The organism is Kitasatospora sp. NPDC002543 (genome assembly GCF_053594915.1).
The window spans coordinates 1-19,274 of record NZ_JBSFWR010000137.1 but is presented as its reverse complement, the minus strand read 5'-3'; the positions used below and the strand labels follow the sequence as shown (position 1 = coordinate 19,274).

At 67.1% G+C, this 19,274-nt stretch carries 12 protein-coding genes; 5 read left to right on the top strand and 7 right to left on the bottom strand.

Annotated elements, in window-relative coordinates; genetic code table 11:
* Nucleotides 1-453 precede the first annotated feature (453 nt).
* On the bottom strand, nt 454-1,308 hold the full coding sequence (locus ACWD4P_RS34805; protein ID WP_359820497.1) for a hypothetical protein: 855 nt from the start codon (nt 1,306-1,308) through the stop codon (nt 454-456).
* Nucleotides 1,309-1,787: 479 nt separating this feature from the next.
* Between ACWD4P_RS34805 and ACWD4P_RS34800 the strand changes: the two genes are divergently transcribed.
* The gene (locus ACWD4P_RS34800; protein ID WP_359820499.1) at nt 1,788-2,696 is read left to right on the top strand and encodes an adenine nucleotide alpha hydrolase family protein; all 909 of its coding nucleotides are present in this window, start codon (nt 1,788-1,790) and stop codon (nt 2,694-2,696) included.
* Nucleotides 2,697-2,732: 36 nt separating this feature from the next.
* Here the strand turns inward: ACWD4P_RS34800 and ACWD4P_RS34795 are convergent, their stop codons facing one another.
* The 5 genes from ACWD4P_RS34795 to ACWD4P_RS34775 form a co-directional block, all read right to left on the bottom strand.
* Nucleotides 2,733-3,251 carry a hypothetical protein gene (locus tag ACWD4P_RS34795; RefSeq protein ID WP_359820501.1) on the bottom strand — a complete coding sequence of 173 codons (519 nt, stop codon included), beginning with the start codon at nt 3,249-3,251 and terminating at the stop codon, nt 2,733-2,735.
* Nucleotides 3,252-3,440: 189 nt separating this feature from the next.
* Nucleotides 3,441-4,274, bottom strand: coding sequence for a phosphoadenosine phosphosulfate reductase family protein (locus tag ACWD4P_RS34790; protein WP_359820504.1), 834 nt, complete (start codon nt 4,272-4,274; stop codon nt 3,441-3,443).
* A complete protein-coding gene (locus ACWD4P_RS34785; protein WP_359820506.1) occupies nt 4,271-7,882 on the bottom strand; it encodes an ATP-binding protein in 3,612 nt (1,203 codons plus the stop codon). The genes ACWD4P_RS34790 and ACWD4P_RS34785 overlap by 4 nt, the downstream gene beginning before the upstream one ends.
* Nucleotides 7,883-7,884: 2 nt before the next feature.
* Complete coding sequence (locus ACWD4P_RS34780) at nt 7,885-8,991, bottom strand: DUF4007 family protein (protein WP_359820509.1); 1,107 nt, start codon at nt 8,989-8,991, stop codon at nt 7,885-7,887.
* A gap of 57 nt (nt 8,992-9,048) precedes the next feature.
* Nucleotides 9,049-10,227, bottom strand: a complete 1,179-nt coding sequence (locus tag ACWD4P_RS34775; RefSeq protein WP_359820512.1) for a cysteine desulfurase family protein — start codon at nt 10,225-10,227, stop codon at nt 9,049-9,051.
* 550 nt (nt 10,228-10,777) lie between these two features.
* Between ACWD4P_RS34775 and ACWD4P_RS34770 the strand changes: the two genes are divergently transcribed.
* Nucleotides 10,778-13,096, top strand: a complete 2,319-nt coding sequence (locus ACWD4P_RS34770) for a DUF262 domain-containing protein (protein WP_359820514.1) — start codon at nt 10,778-10,780, stop codon at nt 13,094-13,096.
* A 183-nt stretch (nt 13,097-13,279) separates the two neighbouring features.
* On the opposite strand, the gene argS is transcribed toward ACWD4P_RS34770, so the two are convergent.
* Nucleotides 13,280-15,040 (bottom strand): arginine--tRNA ligase, encoded by a 1,761-nt coding sequence (argS, locus tag ACWD4P_RS34765; protein WP_359820517.1) that lies wholly within the window; start codon nt 15,038-15,040, stop codon nt 13,280-13,282.
* Nucleotides 15,041-15,380: 340 nt separating this feature from the next.
* Between argS and ACWD4P_RS34760 the strand changes: the two genes are divergently transcribed.
* The 3 genes from ACWD4P_RS34760 (at nt 15,381) to ACWD4P_RS34750 (ending at nt 19,180) form a co-directional block, all read left to right on the top strand.
* Entirely contained in the window at nt 15,381-16,397 is a 1,017-nt protein-coding gene (locus ACWD4P_RS34760) for a hypothetical protein (RefSeq protein WP_359820519.1), read from the top strand.
* A gap of 280 nt (nt 16,398-16,677) precedes the next feature.
* Nucleotides 16,678-17,121: a hypothetical protein gene (locus tag ACWD4P_RS34755; RefSeq protein ID WP_449782380.1), complete on the top strand. Its 444-nt coding sequence runs from the start codon at nt 16,678-16,680 to the stop codon at nt 17,119-17,121.
* A 232-nt stretch (nt 17,122-17,353) separates the two neighbouring features.
* Nucleotides 17,354-19,180, top strand: a complete 1,827-nt coding sequence (locus ACWD4P_RS34750) for a radical SAM protein (RefSeq protein WP_449782379.1) — start codon at nt 17,354-17,356, stop codon at nt 19,178-19,180.
* Nucleotides 19,181-19,274: the final 94 nt, after the last annotated feature.

The window sequence follows — 19,274 nt, the reverse complement described above, 5'->3', positions numbered from 1 at the left end:
GACAACATGACCCGCCGCCTCACCGGCGAATCAACACCCACCTGGCGAGGCACCTGAACCCGACATCATGGAACTCACGAGATCAAACGCCCTCTCAGGCCAGCGTGCTGGACTGCCTGGTTGAGATGGTCCAGAGCCTGCTGCTCGCGCTGCGCGGCGGCCGCTCCTGGCGCTCGATCTCTCTGAGGGCAGCCTGCTCGCCGGTGCACTGCGTCTCGACCCAGGTGGTGAGTTCTGCGGCGTCGGTGGACCGAGGTCGCCGACAAGCTTTCGGATGGCGGCACGCTCGCCCTGCGTCTTCTCCCGGGTCAGAAGCTTGGCCTGGGTGTCCTGGGTGATGAGGGTTGCCCGGCTCCGGTGCGGACGGCGCGGTGGCGGGCGGAGTCGACTGGGGCTGGGGGCGGTCATCGGATTCCTCCGGCAGCAGCAGCCCCGCGCCAGTGATCAGTGTGGCTACTCCGCTTGCGGGTTGGTGGTGGTGACCGCGCCGTGCACCGGGACTACTGCCCACCCGGCCGTCCTGGTCCACCGGAACAGGGTGTGCCGGGCGAAGTAGCTCGCCAGCCACACCTCGTCCACCTGTTGCGGCACCTTCGGGTCGCCGCCGGGCAGGAAGGCCTTGTCAAGTGCCATGCCGATACTCAGGTGAGAGGAGTCTGCCCAGATGAAAAGCACGGTGTGCAGGCCGTCGTCCTTGGCGCGCTGGAGTTTGCCGAGCTTGTTGCCAGCGGTGCCGGTCAGCAGGAAAGCGTCGATGTACGGGGTGACCGCCTCGGCGGTGGCGGGCGTTGTGCCGGTGGCGATGGTGGACGGGATGATCCGGCCTCGCACCTCGGGGCCGGATCCGATCTGGGCGACAGCCCGCAGCCCGAGCGCCCGAAGGCGGGTGATGTGCTCGGGGGCAGGGGTGTTTGCGGGCATCTCGGTGTCCCAGTCGCGGACACTGACCCGCTCGACGCCCCTGGCTTCCAGGTCCGCGAGGACGCGTACGAGCTGCTTCGCCTCGGCCTCGCCGACCGGGGCGCCCGGCCGGAACTCGACGAACCAGCCCATGGACAACTCAATGTAGACCTCGTCGGAGTACTTCTTGTCGATGAAGCCCCAGAGCCTGGCCTGCTGTTGGTCGGTGGTGGAGGTGATCTCCACCGCGATGGTCGGCTCCGGGTAGCTGGGCGCCGCGAGCAGGAGATCGGGCATGCCGGGCTTGGAGTTGTCGTCGCGCAAACGCGTCTCGGTGCCGAGAACATGGTTGACCAGCGTTTCGGCAGCCTGCTCCTCGCCACGGGGCGGCTTCGGGTTCTTCGGCATGCGGGCACGTTAGCGGGCCAACTCGCGCGCCTCCAGTGGATTTCCTGCGGGTTCCTGTAGGGGAACCCACAGGACAAGAGGGCGCAGTCGACGGCCGGGTAGAGCACTCCTCGCCCCTGCCGCTCAGCTCGTCCCCGGGTCACCGGCGTCCGGCGAGCCGACGGTCGTCCACACTCTAAGCCAGCACGGCCCGCTAAGCACTGGATCGCCGCCCAGCGCAAGGCCCTGCGCCACGCCATGCTCGCCGTCACCATCAACCTTTACGGCCATCTCCTCAAATGCTCCGCCGACGAGCCTGTTCTCCCCCTGGCCGCCGCGCTTGACCCTGCAGATACCAACTGCGGGGGTCGCCGCCATCTTCGCCGGTTCAGCCGAGCAACCGCCTTGCCGCACTCGCAGGTCCACGCTATGTCCGGCTTCGCCACCCAAGGGATCAAGGGATCGGTGGTGCGGGACATCGAGCCATGCGAGATAAACACTTGATCTATTCGATCATCATCCATAGAGCATCTCAGGTTCGATTGATCAACCTGGGAGCCTCCATGGGTCAACCTTCAGTAGATGCGATGTCCGGGCGTGGAGAGCGGACGGCCGGCCCATTGAGAGCGGTGTCCTACGGGGGCGGCGTTCAGTCCACTGCGCTACTCGTCCTCGCAGCTCGCCGTGAAATCGACTACCCGACGTTCCTGTTCGCGAACGTCGGCGACGATAGCGAGCACCCGGCCACGCTCACGTACGTGCGAGACATCGCAGTTCCGTTCGCCTTCAGCGCCGGGATCGATCTCAGGCAGCTCCGAAGGCTTCGGCGCGATGGGGAGTCCGAAACGCTGGTGCAATGCCTCAGCAGACCCGACACTCGTTCCATCCCGATCCCCGTTCGCATGGCGAACGGGGCACCAGGGAGAAGGTCCTGCACGGCCGATTTCAAGATCAAGGTGATCGGTCGGTGGCTTCGCGAACACGGCGCCACGACCGGTGCGCCAGCGCACGTGGGCATCGGAATTTCCGTCGACGAGGTCCATCGTGCGAATCGCAGGCGCAGCGAACCGTATGAGCTGATCGAGTATCCGCTCCTGGACCTCGGGCTTCGGAGGACGGACTGTGTGCGCCTCATCGAGGAAGCGGGGCTGCCCGTCCCTCCGAAGAGCTCGTGCTTCTTCTGCCCCTTTCGCACGGTTGGGGATTGGCGCCGTCAACGGTCGCTGGAGCCCGATCTCTTCGCCCAGTCGGTGCACATCGAGGAACTGGTCAACCGCCGGCGGAAGGCTCTCGGCCGGGACCCGGTGTACCTAACCCGCTACGGCCGTCCGCTGGCCGAGGCGATATCGGGGGAACCTCCCGTCGTCGACGACGACGGGCTGTGTGACTCTGGCTGGTGCATGACGTAACGTCATCACCAACCCGGGCTGCGGCATCCAGCCTGACTATCTTCCCAAGGCCGCCTTACGGCCTCGCGGCTTCTGACTCAACCTCTCACCGGCGAGCAGCCTTGCATGTGCTTCTGCATCAACCGCCCGGCCGCGGGCTTGGGCATCAGCGATGAGCGTGTCGAGAAGCCAGAGCGGTGACCCCGATAGTTTGAGATCCTCGTCCGCAATCGTCCGCCGGTTCCGCCATCGAGCGATGGCTCGTTCGTCGACCCTCAGGACGAGAGCCGCTTCCTTGATCCCTGCGAGCGCCGGAAGCTCCTTCGAGTCCGTGAAGCTGTATCCGCCAGGGATCGTTGCTTTGTACTGCGCCAGTCGCCTTTCGGTGATTTCCCGACCACTGTGCCCGTCGAGCTGAAGTACCGTGTGGAGCAGCCAGTAGGGGTTCCCGGACGCGATGAGGTCGGGCTCGCCGAGGATGCCGTCGGTCCGCCACTTTTGAGACGTCTGGCGCTCGATGCCAAACAGGGCGGCGATCTCGGTGTGGCCGACCAGGTAGGGCAGCTGTGCGGCCATGACCAGTGTTTCTCCGGGGAGCATCGTCTACTCAGGCCCGGCTCACGTGCGGGCTCCCAAACGATATCGCTCTCCGACGTGCCGTACTGGATCTTGGCGGCGCGGCTGAGTTGCTGCGAGCGCCGTCGGCTGCACCTGAGCCCCGTTACAGACGGCTGTCGTCGGCCGCAACGGGGCTCAGGTGTTCTCTCACAGGTGGCAGACGGAACAACCTGCCTCGTCGTCGTCCTCGTCGTGGGCATCGGCGAGGATCTCGAGCAGCGGTCGGTTCGGCCTTATGCGGGTGGCCGCCCTCTCCAGGGCTGCTTGATGCTTGGCTTCGATCTCCTCGCGGCGCTCGATCAGGTCGTGCAGGGATTCGCCCTGGGACCAGGTGTACTGCCGGCCCTGCATCGCAGTGTGCCGGTAGTTGACCTTCTCCTCGTAAGCTATCGCCTTCTCGAAGAGGTCCGGGTGGCGGTCCTTGAGTCCGACCCACTCGTGCTTGCGCTGGAAGAAGCAGAAGTAGCAGCCGGAGCGGGTGCGCCACTCGTAGTACGCCGGCAGGCCGATGCCGGCCTCATCGAGGATCCTGTCTACGCCGGCGCGGTCGATGCCATCTTCGCGGAACGGGAAGACCGCGGTGATGTTCGGCTTGGTGCTGACGTAGCCCAGGCGGTTCTCGTCTGCCCGGATGGCGACATAGGAGATCACCTCGTCGTCGCCGACCCACTCCTCCAGCGGCTTGATCTTCAGGTTCTTGGTGCACCAGCGCATCTGGGGGCTGGGCAGGGTGCCCTGGTAGACCTCAAGCCAGTGGTCGAAGTCTCGGCTGGCGTTCAATCGGACGATCGGCTTGCCGACCGCGGCTTCAAGGCGGTTGAGGTACTCGTACGTCTCGGGCAGCTCGGCGCCGGTGTCACAGAAGAAGTACTCCATGTCGGGTACCCGGTCGCGCATGTGGATGGCGAGGGCTGAGGAGTCCTTGCCCCCGGACAGGCCGAGTACGTGGCGCTTCTTGGTGCCGGAGCTGGTGTCGCTCACAGCTTCTCCTTCGTCTCGGGGGCCGCGTCGGTGCTGGCGGCGGCCAGGCGTTCGGCGAGGGCGGCGAGCAGAATGCGGGCGCCGTCCGGGCCGAGCGCCTCTTCAGCCTGCCTGATGACACTGACAACGAGCTTGTCGGCTGCCTTGCGTGACTGCTTCGGCACGTGGATGAGGGTGCGTTCCTCGGTGCCCTGGGGGGTGGTGAGCGTGAGAAGGCGGGTGTCGATCTGCCTCCGCGAGGCCGGCTTCCGGACGGCCTCCGGCTCGTCGTTTGTCTCGTAGAGGTGGCTGACTCGGTCGAGGGCGCGGGCGACCTCGTTCACCTTGGCCGGGAAGGCATCCGTGTCGCGGTCGGTGAAGTTGACGAGGGCCTTGTTGAGGAGACGGATGGTGATCGGCTCGAGCCAGTCCTCGTCCGGCAGGTTCTCGTCGAGAACGCGCGAGACGAAGCCCTGCAGGCTGAGTTCGAGGGGCGCGTTGGCGAACCCGCGAAGGCGTTCGGCGAGACCGGCGCGGAGTTCGCCGATCTCGGCAGGAAGACGGAATTCCTTTGCGAGGGCCGCGACGAGCTGCTGGCGCAGGGCGGCGCTCGCGCCGGAAAGCTCGTCGAGGGCGGCGACGAGGCTCGCGACGTACGTCTTGGCTGCCTGTTCGTCCTTGGCGGTCTCGGCCAGGACGGGCTCGGATCCCTGAGTGAGGGGCAGGGCGGTGAAGATCAGCTCGTCGGGGTCGGTGGCTTCCTTCAGGACGTCCCGGAGCTTCAGCGCCGGCGCGCTCAGACGCTTGGTAGCCTTGGCGAAGTCGTCAAGGGCCATGTAGCGGCCGAGGATCGTCCGGGTGACGGCCAGGAGCATGGGGTTGCGGGCCGAGCGCGATCGCGGCGCGGTGATGTTGAGGGCCTTAGCGAGTCCTTCGACCACGAGGCGGCGCTGGCCGCGGCCGACGGGTGCGGCCTTGACCATGAAGCGGTCCGGGTTGACGTTGAGCCGCTCGATGATCTCCGGGGTCAGCCGCTGGCAGTAGTTGCCGTCCTCGAACAGTGCGATGTCGTCGCTGCGAAGGATCAGCGCGGTGACCACGAGAACCGGGACGACGCCGGCCTTGACACCGAAGGGCGGTGCCATGAGCTTCTCGTAGATATCGCCCAGAGGGGTCGGCCGGGTGGCCTTGGTCAGCGCTGCCTCGAGGGTGTCCCAGACTTCGGTGACGTTGGCTTCGGCGTTGGTCTCCTTGCTGGGCCTGGAGATTCCGTGGGTGAGGATGGTGTCGGCGTCGACAGCGTTACCGCTCTCCCCCGCGACGCGGTGGAGGCCTAGGTACTCGACAACTCCGTGGTACATCGCACGTTCTGCGGAGTAGTTGTCAGGGTCGAAGCCCAGGAGGTGCACGCCCGATCGCTGGATCATGGCGGTGAGCACCTCGCGACGGGCTCGCGAGCCGTTGCTGGTGAGCTGGTGACGGCCGGCCATCTCGTTGCGGATGCGTGGGGTGTGCGGGTAGACGAGTTCGCATGCCTGGGAGGCGAGGCTGGCGTAGCTGCGCGCTTCGAGAGCTGCGTCGGGCGCTTTGCCGACGTCGGCAGCGGTGTTCCAGAGGTGCCAGGTGGCTTGCGGGCTAAGGGGGTTGAACGCCTCGTCGAGCTGCGCTCCGATGAGCTGGGAGATCTCTGCTGCGCGTTCGGCGATCTCCCGGGATGCGACGTGGTCGATGGTGTCGTCGTCGAGGAGTTCCTCGAGCGCGACGAGGTCGATTCCGGCTTGAAGGACCCGTTCGGGGTTCTCGGTGACGCCGATCAGTACAGGAAGGGGCGAGTTGACGGCAGGCCGGGTGTCGAGGGTGCCGAGGTGGTAGACGATGAGGCCATCTGCGGCGTCCTTGACCACCTCAGGGCCGTCGATCTTCTCGCCTTCGTGGCTGACCGCTGTGACGAAGTAGCGCAGCATTCCGGTCTGCTGGCTGTGCTTGCCGGCCACCACAGCGGCGGGAAGGACAGTGCCGAGGTGCTTGCTGACGTAGTCGACGACATCCGCCGGCTTGATCCGGGTGGCGACTTCGCGGACCCGGGCTTCGATGTCGACGTCGGTGCCCTGCCAGACGCGGTACTCGTTGCTGTAGGCGCGGTGAACCACGAAGCCGTCTTGGACGAGCTTGTCCAGCTTCTTCTGCAGGGCTGCGAAGCGGTCCGGGTCGTTGGCGTCGAGTGGGTCGTTGAGCGCGAACTGGATCATGCCGGGCGTTGCGCGCAGGAGACCGTCTGCGTCGATGAGGTTCAGGATGCCGATGACCTTGAGGACTTCCTGGTCCTCGTTGGGCAGGCCGTGGGCCTCGTTGAGCCGCATGTCGACCTCGAGCCAGCGGCTGGCGTTGGCCGAGGCCAGGATGGTGGTGCGGCCCGATGCGAAGAAGTAGTCGTACAGCTGCGGGAGGCGAACCGTCGAGGCGCGCTCGGGCGTGTCCGAGGACAGCGTCTCCATTGTCCGCCGGACCGTGTGGGGCTCGTCACTGGCGAGGAAGCCGGTGAGGCTGCGGTCATGCTGGCCGATCTGGGAGGCGAGCAACGGGGCCGCGACAGCGGTCAGCGGGTGCAGGGGGTAGAGGCCGGCGAACATCTCGGCCGAGATGTCGACGACGGAATTGAGTGCGTGCCCCTCCCTCCACGCCTTCGCGGCAGCTTCTGCCTGGGCCTCGATAAGTGCGCGGCCCGACTCGGCCACGGCGGACAGGTCGAGGCGTCGGCGCATGAGGTGGACGGCGTCGCCGAGGTTCGGCGCGAAGGTGATGTCCTCGAACCGGCCCTGGATCTTCGCCCATTCCTGGGTCTGGACGGAGCTGGATCGCGCTGCGTAGTCGGTGAACGCCAGGTGCTGGAGCGTGAAGATGAACAGCGGCAGGCCAGAGCGGCCTGCTCCCTTCTCTGCCAGCATCTGGAGCAGGAAGACGTCGCTGTCGGCGTCTCCGGTGTCGCCGGCCGCGGCGAGGTACTCGAGTGTCTTGCCGAACTCGTCGAGGATCAGCAGGACAGGGGCCGCGTCACACAGCACGGTGACGGCATCCAACAGGCTCTGCGCCGTCGGGACCTCCCGTTCGGCGCACGCGGCAAGGGCCTGGGCAACGGCCTTCGGGGGCCGCTTCTTCCACCTGCGCTCGACTGCGGTCTGCAGGGCTCGGTGAATCGATGCGGCAAGCGGTTCACGACGGGCCGTAGCAACAGCACCGAGGAAGCCGTCCGCGGTCATCTCGTCCCGGACGCGGGACAGCCGGGCGGCGTACCCGGGGCTGGTTGCCGCAACGGCCGCTTCTGCCTCGGCACGGCGAGCCTTGTCGTGTCCGAGGAAGGCGTCGAAGAGGTTGGAGAGCGTGGACTTACCGGAGCCGTAGGGGCCGGTGAAAGACCACGCGCGGGTGCGTCCGAGCTCGCCGACTGCGTTGGTGACACGCTCAAGGACATCGAGGGCGCGCGCGCCGACGTAGGGCGAGTTCAGGTGGCGCTCGCGGACGTCACGTTCGAGGTTGGTGGACCGCAGCTCCGATCCGACCAGGGCGATGCCCTTCGGGAGCTGGAAGCTGTCCGTGCTCTGGCGGGAGCGCTGCTTGGTCTTCGTCGTCATGATCAGGAGTTCTCCTCGCCGAACACCAGCTCCTCGGCCTGCTGTGAAGTCTTCTTACGCGGACTGCTCACCGCGGTTTTGGCAAGCCCGGGGTACATCTCGGTCCATTGGTCCGGGCTGGGGAATCCGTCCCGTTCCCGGACGCGGCCGTAGTACTCATCCAAGATGTCCCACGCGAGTGCCTGTGGCGGCTTGCGGTAGGCGAGGCTCCTCTGACCGAGGGCCTCGACCAGCTGGAGGTCAGGGTGGTCATTGATCACAGACTCGATGGCCTTGGTCAACTCAGGCTCCCGCATGCGGAATACGCGGCCCGGTGACCCTTCTTCTGCGGCCAGCCGTGCCAGCGTGATCGAGCCAGCATTCGGGGCGAGCCGAGAGGCGTAGTCCAGGCAGGCGTAGGCGAGCACCGGCGCGGGCAGGTTCGACCGTGATCCGCTGGTGAAGCGCCAGGTCCGCTGCTTGCCCTTGCCCTGCCCCTCCAGCAGTCCGAGCTCCCTGAACGGGGACATGAGCAGGTCCTCGAAGCTTCCCGGAGACAGCGGGTTGAACTCCTGGTCCAGGGCGTACATCTTGACCAGGCAGTCCACGTCACGATTGACCGACTCCGCAGCCCGCCACTTCTCTTCATCGAAGTTCTCATGCACGAAGCGCGTGATGACGCTCGTCATCTCTGCGGTCGTGACTCGGGAGCGGGGCGCCAGGTTGAACATCACGTACCAGCTGGGTGCTTGGCACTTGGAGTCCGGTTCGGCGGAGAGCAGCCACCAGTGCAGCAGCCAGAGGCTGCCGGTGTCCTCGAGATACGGGTCCGCGCCGTGCTCGTCGAGCAACCAGCGTGCGCGCCATGTCGGTGCGGACTGGCGTGCCTTCTTGGACGGGTCGGTATGCGCGTGTTCCTGGGTCAGCTTGAACGCCTTCGACCAGTAGCGCATCGCGTTGACCATGTTCCGGCCGACGCCGAGCAGGACGGGGGCGTCCTCGCGGTAGAAAATGTCGGGGTGGTCCTTGACCTGCGTGTAAGCCTTGTGCATCCAACCGAACCGCGGCGCGAAGGTCTCGTGGCGGTTGAAATTGAGCTCGACGGCCTCAGCGAGCCGGCTGTCTGACATTCGGGGATGCCTCTCGGTGGTCAATCGCAGGAAAGAAGGGCTAAGGGATAACGTCGGTCACTGTTTGGCGGTAGCGGCCATCAGCAATCGGGTTTGCTCGACTGCGGCAGCAGTCGCGTCGATTGCTCGGTCGACGTCCTCCGCGGTGGTGGCGTATCCCAGGGAGAAGCGCACAGTGGAGTCCGCGTCCTCACGGCTGCGGCCCATTGCCAGCAGGACATGGCTCGGGCCCGGCGCTCCCGATGAGCAGGCGCTGCCGTCCGATGCCGCTACGTGTGGCATGGCGGCGAGCACCGCGTCGGCCGGCACTCCCGGAAAGGTGACACTAGTCACACCAGGAAGGCGAGACGCCCTCGCTGCATTGATCTGGCAGCCCGACACACGGGCGGTCAGACCGGCTTCCAGCCTGTCGCGCAGCTCGGACACTCGGGCGGCTTCCGAGGGCAGGTTGCGTCGGGCAGCCTCTGCTGCGGCGCCGAGCGCGGCGATGCCGGCCACGTTGAGGGTTCCGGCTCGCCATCCGCGTTCATGGCCGCCTCCGATCAGGAGGGGGCGGTGCGGAAGGTTGGTGCCGCGGCGGACGAACAGCGCCCCCGCTCCTTGCGGGCCGCCGAACTTGTGAGCAGAGAGCGACAGCAGATCGACGTCCAGCTCCGCAAGGTCCAGGGGCAGCCGCCCGACATACTGCGTCGCATCGGTGTGGACCAGGGCGCCGACTTCGTGGGCGGCCTTGGCGATGGGGCCCAGGTCGGTCAGGACTCCGGTCTCGTTGTTTGCGAGCATGACCGACACCAGGGCAACATTCCGCCTGTCGAGGGCCTCGTGGAGCGCCTCCAGGTCGAGGACGCCATCGCCGTCCACGGAGAGTACGACAAGATCACCGAGCTCCCCTCCAGTGACCGCACGCCCCGCTTCAAGCACGGCAGGGTGTTCAACCGCAGTGGTCACCAGTGCACCGCCGCGGGCCAGCGCGGCCCGCAGGGCAAGGTTGTTCGCCTCGGTTGCCCCCGAGGTGAAGATGATCTCTCCAGGGGAGCAGCTGAGCAGATCGGCAAGTTGGCGGCGCGCGCCGTCGACCCTGGCGGCGGCGCCTCTGCCGAAGTGGTGCATGCTTGAGGCGTTGCCGACGCTCTTGAGCGCGGCCAGCGTTACCTCGAGGGCCTCCGGGCGCAGCGGGGCTGTGGCGTTGTAGTCGAGGTACACGATCTTTGCTTCTGCGGCACGGCCCTCGACCATGTTGCCCCCTCGTTTCGGCGCGTTTCCGACTCTCACTCCTGGCGGCTCCCCTCGGCGGGATGATCCGTTCCACCAGGAGTGCACTGAGATCCTATCCAACCGGAGTGACTGCCGACGCGCGCTCACCCAAACCGCCCGGCCGGACACGGTGCGCTACTCGCCTGCCGGGCGTCGTACCGGCGTTCCGCAATCGAGTCATCGAAATTTCGGGGCATATGTCAGATATGCCCGGTTTTTTGTATGCGATTTTCCGAGAGGAACTCATGCGTGTCAGTCGCTCGGTCTAGGGTGATCACTGGTCGTGGACTACCCATTAGCGGCAGGCCGCGACGGTCAGGGTTGGGCACACCGAGGGGGACGGCTGGAAGCAGAGGTGCCCCCATCCGGGGACACGTGGCGAGGGGGCCGGCAGGAACCGCAGCAGCTGTGAAGTGTTCCAGCGACGCCGGGCCGCAGGCTGCCCGCGTGAGCCGAGGAACCGAAAAGCCGCGATAACGCGCGAAGAGAGCCTGGCTGGCAAACGGAACCGCGAAATGCACGGGAGCTTCATTTGGAAACCCGAGAAATCTTTGACGCCGCCCCCTACACCGTGGCGCAGTACCTCAGCGAAACCGGGCAGGGACTCTATATCCCGCCGTACCAGCGCGCATACAGCTGGGAGTCCAACAAGGTCAAGCGCCTCATCGCCGACGTCGCCCACGGCGTGGAGCAGATCACCAAGTTCCCGGAATCGATCTGCTTCATCGGCTCGGTAATCGCGCTGCGCGACCTTCAGTACAGCACCGTGGACCCGATCCACCGACCGATGGTGCCCGCGAAGGTCATGAGCATCATCGACGGCCAGCAGCGGATGACCACCCTTCTCCTGCTGACCACTGTCCTACACGAAGAAATCAGCCTTCGAGCGAATCGGCTCCCCAAGAACGGAGGTGAGGCCCGAGACTGGTGTTTCAACCAGGCAGTCGATGTGACGGTCCGTCTCACCGACACCTTCGAGGAGGATATGCGCTACGGCGAGGGCAGCTTCCGTTTCTACCCTCGCATGATCCGCTCGTTCCACGACGTGTGGTCCCGCAATAAGGGCGAAGCGCGGTACGAATCCCCGATCGGGTACTACCTGCACCAGTACGGGCAGTTCCGCCGCAACGAGCCGATCTCCCAGGACTACAAGCACGTTCCCTTCGTCGAGGGCGAAGCCGAAGACGCCAACGCCCAGGCTCACAGGCATCTCGAGCTCACGCGCGTCCTCATCCGTCGCACGCTGCGCCAAGCCGTCTCGCTGTCGCGGCAGGCTCGGGAGGACGAGGCCGAGATCCCCTCCGCTCAGGCCATGGTGGACTCCAAGGTCCTCCAGGAGGGCCTGTTCAACAGCCCGTTCCCCGACTACGTGATCGACGCCGCACGGGAAGACGACCGCCTGGGGGCGCTTCTGCGGCTGATCGTCTTCGCCAACTACCTGCTCAACCGCGTGACCGTGGCGGTCGTGACGTCCAAGCACGAGGACTACGGCTTCGACATGTTCGAAGCGCTGAACACCACTGGGCAGCCGCTCACCGCGATCGAGACGTTCAAGCCCAAGGCCATTAAGAACGAGCCGCTCAAGGAGTGGCACGACTCGGAGTCGTACAACCACTTCGACACCATCGAGAAGTACCTCGATGCACAGGGTGCGTCATCCGCTGACAAGCGGCAGACCGCAACGGACAACATCCTCATCCCGTTCGCTCTGCTCAATGACGGAACCCGGCTCAGCAAGCGCCTCAGCGAGCAGCGTCACTACCTGCGCACCTCGTTCGACAAGGAGGCCGGCCAGTCCGAGCGGCGGGTCTTCCTGCAGGCTCTGGCCCAGGTCACCAAGTTCGTCTCCGGTCCGTGGGCTCAGCCGGACAAGTTGCCGGACTGCACGGATGACGCGCTGCAAAAGCAGGCTGCATTGTGTGCCCAGGTGCTTAGCGAGGCCAAGCACGAGATCGTGGTCGCGCCGCTCACCCGGTACTACGCCTCGCACCGGCTGGCGCAGGACAACATCGACGAGCGGGCCCGTCAGTTCCTAACCGCCGTCCGAGCCTGCGGCGCCTTCTACGGCCTCTGGCGAGGTGCTTTCGGCAGCACCAATGGAATCGACAACAAGTACCGCAAGCTCATGGGTCTCCCGGCATCCGCCGAAGGTGCGCCGCGGTTCATGCGGTTCGGCCGGCAGCTCACCGAGGTTCCCCCTATCGAGGAGATGTTGGCCTACTTCCGCCAACAGCTCCAGGAGGAGGGGCTCGGCGAGAAGGACCGATGGGTGGCACGCGCGGCCGAGACACCTGTCTACTCGAGCTCGCGGCAGCTCACCAAGCTCCTGCTCCTCGCGGCCTCCAACGACTCGACTCCCGACAGGGAGCGGCCCGGCCTGGTCACGATCGGCAGGCAGGGAGTCCTGAGCACCCTCAACCTGGAGCGCTGGCATGACGAGGCGTTCTCCACGATCGAGCATGTGGCCCCGAAGGGGTCCGGCGCGAGCGGGTGGGAGGGAAGGCTCTATGACGAGTCGACCACCGTCCACGTGCTCGGGAACCTGACGCTGCTTCCCAGGGTCGAGAACTCCTCCGCCCATCAGCGCTCGTGGCCGATCAAGCGGCTGATGTTCCGGGCGCTCTCCGCGACGACTGTCGAGGAGGCGGAAAGGACGCTCGCGCAGGCGGCCCACGAGGGTATCGAGATCGGCGAAGGAGCGGAGGCCATCATCCGCCGAGCGCGCTATCTGCCGCTGGTCGCAGCCCTCGCGGAGCGCGAGGAGGACTGGACCGTGGAGTTCGTGCGCGAGCGCTCCCAGCGGCTGTGCGGCATGGCCTGGGACTCGCTCGCCCCCTGGATCGGGCTCTGAGTCGGGGATGCTGCTTGGGCTGCCGATAACTCTCAACCGGGGTCGATAGCCACCACAGTCACCTGCCCTTGGGATTCCGGGACTTCCCGATTCCCAAGGGCAGAGGGGTAGCCGGACCGTGGGCGCGAGCGCCCCTGCGGGTCGGACAGGTGGGTACCTGTCCGACCCGCAGGGGCGTCTGTTCTACAGGCGCTCGGGGGTTCCGATGCCGAGGAGGTCCATGCCCTGGCGGAGGGTCTGGCCGGTGAGCTGACACAGCAGCAGTCGGGTCTCCATGACCTCGCGGCTGGGGGCCTTGAGGACGGGGCAGTGCTCGTAGAACGTGGTGTACGCCGCCGCGAGGCTGTGCAGGTAGGCGCAGAGGCGGTGGGGTTCGAAGGTCTCGGCGACCAGGTCGATGGTGGTGCCGAACTCGTCGAGGAGGAGGCCGAGAGCGCGTTCGGCCGGCTCCAGGGCCAGGTCCTGGTGGGCGGTCGGGGTGACGCCGTCGGGGGCCTTGCGCAGGATGGACTGGATGCGGGCGTAGGCGTACTGGAGGTAGGTGCCGGTGTCGCCATTGAGGGAGACCATGCGGTCGGCGTCGAAGATGTAGTCGCGGGTGCGGGAGGTCGAGAGGTCGGCGTACTTGACCGCGCCGATGCCGACCTGCTTGGCACGGTCTTCGAGTTCCTCGGTGGCGAGCTGGGGGCTCTTCTCGGCGACGACGGTCCGGGCCCGGTCGACGGCTTCGTCGAGGAGGTCCATGAGGCGGACGGTCTCGCCGGAGCGGGTCTTGAAGGGCTTGCCGTCCTTGCCGAGGACGGTGCCGAAGCCGAGGTGGAGGGCGCGGACGTTGTCGGGGAGCCAGCCGGCGCGGCGGGCGGTCTCGAAGACCATCTGGAAGTGCAGGGCCTGGCGGCTGTCGACGATGTAGAGGAGCTGGTTGGCGCCGAGCATGCCGACGCGGTCGCGGATGGCGGCGAGGTCGGTGGTGGCGTAGCCGTAGCCGCCGTCGCTCTTCTGGACGATGAGCGGGGTCGGTTCGCCGTTGGGGCCCTTGATGTCGTCGAAGAAGACGCACAGGGCTCCGTCTGAGCGGACGGCGACGCCGGAGGCTTCGAGGTCGGCGCACACGTCGGCGAGCATCGGGTTGTAGTAGCTCTCGCCGACGGTGTCGGCGTCCTCGAGGAGGACGCCTAGGCGGGCGTAGACGGCTTCGAAGTAGACCTTCGACTCGTCGACCATGCCCTGCCAGGATGCGACGGTCTCGGCGTGGCCGGCCTGCAGCTCGACGACGCGCCGGCGGGCCCGGTCGGCGAAGTCGGCGTCGCTGTCGAAGTTGGCGCGCGACGCCTTGTAGAGGCGGTTGAGCCAGGACATCGACGGACCGGAGTCGTCCGACTCGGTGCCTTCGTCGAGCTCGGCGGGGTGCTCGATGAGGTACTGGATGAGCATGCCGAACTGGGTGCCCCAGTCCCCGAGGTGGTTGCGCCGGATGACCTTCTCGCCGGTGAACTCGAGGGAGCGCACGAGCGCGTCCCCGATGATCGTGGAGCGCAGGTGGCCGACGTGCATCTCCTTGGCGATGTTCGGCTGGCTGTAGTCGATCACCGTGACGCCGGCCTCGGCGTTGCTGCCGACACCGAGTCGGGCGTCGGCCGCACGGGCGGCCAGGCGCTCGAGGATGGTGGCGTCAGTGACGGTGACGTTGATGAAGCCAGGCCCGGAGACCTCCAGGTTCGCGATCACCTGGTCAGGGCCGAGGTTCTCGAGCACGCGCGCGGCCACCTCGCGGGGGTTGGCCCGCAGTGGCTTGGCCAGGCTCATGATGCCGTTGGCCTGGAAGTCGGCGCGGTCGCTTCGTCGCAGCTGGGGGTCGCTGTCCGCGGCGTCGGGGAACGCAGTGGAGATCGCCTGTGCGAAGCGCTCGCGCAGCGCGTCGGCGACAGAGAGGACCGTAGGCATAGATCGAAGGAGCACTTCTGTGAGAGGGCGGATCCGCGGACGGGCCACGGGAGTCGCACAGCACCACCCCGTCGAGCGGTCGGCGCCGTCTGCCGAGTATCCCATGCCCCACACAGCCGGCGGCCTGATTAAGGGCGCCGCAGAGCGAACCCGGTCCGCTCAAGGACCTTGGGTGTAGATCATCCTGAGTGATCATCAGCCATCCCCACGAGTTCCTCCACCTCGCGAGGAAGCAGGCACTCCGCATCCCCTTGAGTCGAATCCGCAAATTCGATCGAACACAGCGTGATGGAACGGCTACGGTGGCAAGCCTGCCGTACGGCACTCGGGAGAGAGTGGGGTGAGCAGGCTGCCTGGGGATGCGGATGGTTCGCTGGGCATCGCTGCGGCGATCCGGGCGGTGTTCGCCGGCGACGACGCAGGGCATGAGCTCGACGATCCGGAACTCGGTGACATCACCGGTGCCGTGCGGCAGCTGCGCCATGACGGCCGAGACCTTGTGGCCAAGCGTCGGTCGTGGGCGGCGGCGCACGCGGAGCGCGCCCTCGCTGCGGAGGCGGCGCGTCGCCTGGGTGCGCTCGCGGTGAGCGAGTTCGGGCGCATCGAGGTGTGCGTGCCCGACCTGGTGCCGCTGGACGACCGTAAGGCGGCTCTGGTGTCGCCCTACCTCGGGATCCCGCTCTCCGCCTCAACGGACGGCCTGGCCGGCTTGTCAACGGAGGAGATCGAGCATCTCCTCCTGGCGGTGCTGGGACGCGGTATGGAGGCGTCCGGGTGCATTCCGCGTAGCATGTTCCGGAAGAGCGGCCGGACGGTCCTGATCGACTGGGAGGACGCTCTGCTCGTCCCGGCGGGCACCGCCGCCCCCGGTGCGCTGACCGTGATGAAGTGGGACATCGCGTGGTCCGACCTGCTCGGACGCGATCTGGGACTCAGAAGGCGCCTTACGGCGGGGAGCGGCGAGGAGCCGCCGCTGGATGGGTTCGAGTCCATACTCGCCGCCTGGCTGCCGGCCGGGCTGACCGTGCGGGAGGTGCGTCGCCGGGGCATCGAGTTGACGCTCGCGAGTGAACTGCCCGCCTCGGGGCCGAATTCCGCGAGTGCCGCCCGACTGGGTCATCTCGCCGAGGACGTTCTGCCGCCCGGTCTCGGTGTCTTCCACACGGTGCTGACCTCACGGCTGCGAGCAGACCAGGGTGAGGACGCCTATGCGGATCTCCTTCACCGGCTGGATGCCCTCACCAACTGCGGCCATGGTCTGGAGCGGTTCCGCCGGTCATGGGTTCTCGCCCTGTTCTCCACGGCCGAGCGCCCGTTGGCCGCTGCTGGGCGTCGGCGGGTGAGATGCGGCATGTGAGCGTGCCGAGGCCGCCGAGGAAGCCACCGCCCGCATTGCCCGGACTGTTCAAGCCGTCCTGGGACTGGAGGGGTTGGAGCTCATCTTGCGCGGCTCGTGCGCGCAGGGAGTCCTCGGACGTGGCAGCGACGTCGACTTCGAACTGAGCTCACCCGACCACCCCACCGGGCATCGGGCGCTTGAGGACCTCGTGATCGAAGCGCTCACCTGCCTAGGTCTCGCTGCCGAGGGCTCCGCCGCCCGGCCGGCCGAGCGGGATGTCGTCAGCGCGGACAGGAAGTTGAGCCGCGATCTCCACGAGTGGTTCGAGCTGCGCCGGCCCGACACGGACCATCACAGCCCCGGCTGGATCGCCACCGCCATCGCCGCCCCATCCACCGCCGTCATCAGTCGGCCGAGCGAGTACGAGCAGCGGGGCCGCGAACTCACCGCCAAGTACCTGTGGTTCGAGTCCCGGGCGCTGCTGGCCCGGCTCGTGTTCGCCCGTTCCGCAGCTGCGCCGCCTCCGGTGAAGCTGGTCCGGCAGCTGTCACTCCTGCACGAACTCGTTCCGGGTGACGAGGCCGCCGAGGTGGAAGCCCTGGTACGCCGGGCCTTCGCCCTGCGGGAGGCGGCCGATCCCGCGCCGCCGGCCACCATCCCGGACGTAGAGGTGGAGCAGCTGGCCGGCCAGCTGGACGTGCTGCGTCGCCGACTTGGTCTGCCTGGTCCGCGCAACCTGTAATCCCGTTCCGCCCCGATCCACGCCGTCTCAACCCGAGAGGTCAACTGTAATCAGCGACGCGATTCCACTGTCCACCAGCGATGCTTCGCACGTCTCCTTCGCGGACGGCTACACCTTCCATGTCCGCGGCGGGCAAATCACCGCTTCTGACCAGCCGTGTCCGTGCGGCGGCCTGGAGCCGGTCCACCAGATCACCTCCTACCGTGAGGCGTACCCGCAGGCCCAGCTGTCGTTGACCGACGTCTGCAACATGGGCTGCACGTACTGCTCGTTCCGGGACCGGGTGCACGCCGACGGCAAGCCCGTCACCATCCCGCTGGAGACGGTGGTGCGGGGCCTTCGCACCCACCGCGAGCGGCTGGTCGGGGAGAACGCCCGGTACAGCCGGATCGACTTCGGCCAGGCGGGCGAGACCATGTTGGTGCGCCACATGCACGACACGGTCCAGGACTTGGTTGCCGAGAACCTCGCCCACTCGCCAGTCGCCGTGGTCTGGGCGGGGCCCATGGTCACCAACGCGACGCTGTCGATGACGGCCGAGCTCGCCGAGCGGCTCGGCCCGCCCCAGGACATCAGCCTGGACGGGCCGCGGGACGTCCACGACCGGGTACGTTTCTACACCGGTGGCCGCGGGGGCACGTACGACCACGTGCGTTCCGTGCTCGACCAGGTGCTGGCCCACCACCCCGACATGGGGGTCTCGGCGGTCCTGACCGCGTACTGCACCGACTTCGTGGCGATCTTCCGTCACCTCTTCGAGGACGTCGGGGCCCGCAACATCTACATGAAGCCGGTCAACGCCACCCACGACAAGGACTACGCGCTCAACGCCGAAACCCTGCCGGCCTTCCGCCAGGGCTACGCCGACCTCGTCGAGCACATCCTCACCCAGCCCCCGGAGGGCATCCTCACCCGACTGCTCGCGCTGAACTCCGAGGACTTCTTCATGCGGTTCTTCTACCGCGTGAAGGACCGCGCGGCACAGGTCTACCGGTGCGGCGCCGGCAAGAGCGGCACCTACCTGGACACCAACGGCAACCTCTACCCGTGCGCGCACTTCATCGGCAAGTCCGGCTGGCACATCGGCCACGCCTCCACCGGCGTCGAGGACTCCGAGCGCCGCAAGTACCTCGACCTGGTCGTCGACCAGCGGAACGAGTGCTCCTCCTGCCCGTCGCGTTACGTGTGCGGCGGCGGCTGCTACTACCAGGCGGTCCTCGCCAATGACGACATCACCAAGCCCGACGGCGTGAAGTGCGACCTGATCCGGTTCCTGACCGACCTGTCGATCCGCCTCGTCGTCACCCTGCGCGAGGAGCACCCCGAGGTGCTGGACGCCCTGCCCTCGCCGTACGGACTCACCGCGAAGGCGCACGCCTCCTCCCCCGAAGCCGCCTACCTGCCGGCGGCCCACCTCGACGCCGCTGCCGACGGCCGACAGGCAGCCGTCCCGCTCGCCGGTCCGGGCCGGGTGCGAGGCGGACTGGCCAACCCAGCGGGACTCACCGTCACGCTCACCCGAAGGCCCGAAGGGCTCGCAGTGCGGCTGGAGCTGGGCGATACGCCCGACACCGTCCACGCTGTCCGCGTCCGCCTGCAGCCGTTGAGCGAGGGCGAGTTCACCCTGCATGATCTCGCCGCCGGCCAGTGGTCCGATGAACGGTTCCTGCGATGCACCCGCGACGGCGCCTGGTGGCTCGAAGCGCCCTCCGCCCGGTTCCGCCGTGTTCCGCACCCCGATCCCGTCTGGGAGAACGCCTCTGATGTCCGCCTCTCCTGGGAGGCCGATCACATGGAGCTGGTGGTACCGCTTCCCGAACCGGGAAGTTCCGGCGAGGAGCTCGGTGTGAACGTGTTCGCGGACTTCACGGACGGCGGGTGGACGGCCTTGACGCTGCCCGAGCCGTTCGCGGCCCTGGACCTCAACGCGAAGGGTCCGCTTCGCTTGCCCGGCCCAGAGGCACCCGGGCGACCGGCCTCGGCGGGAGTCAACGGCCGTATGCCCGTTGAGCTCACGCCGCTCGGTCGCTGGGCCGGGCTCCAGGGCAACACCTGCTGAGCTTGGCGTTTAACCCTGGTGAGCTTGGTGTTTCTTGATCGTCTTGGCGCGTTTGACGGTCTTGCCGACGTCGTGGCGCCTGGCGCGTTGCTTG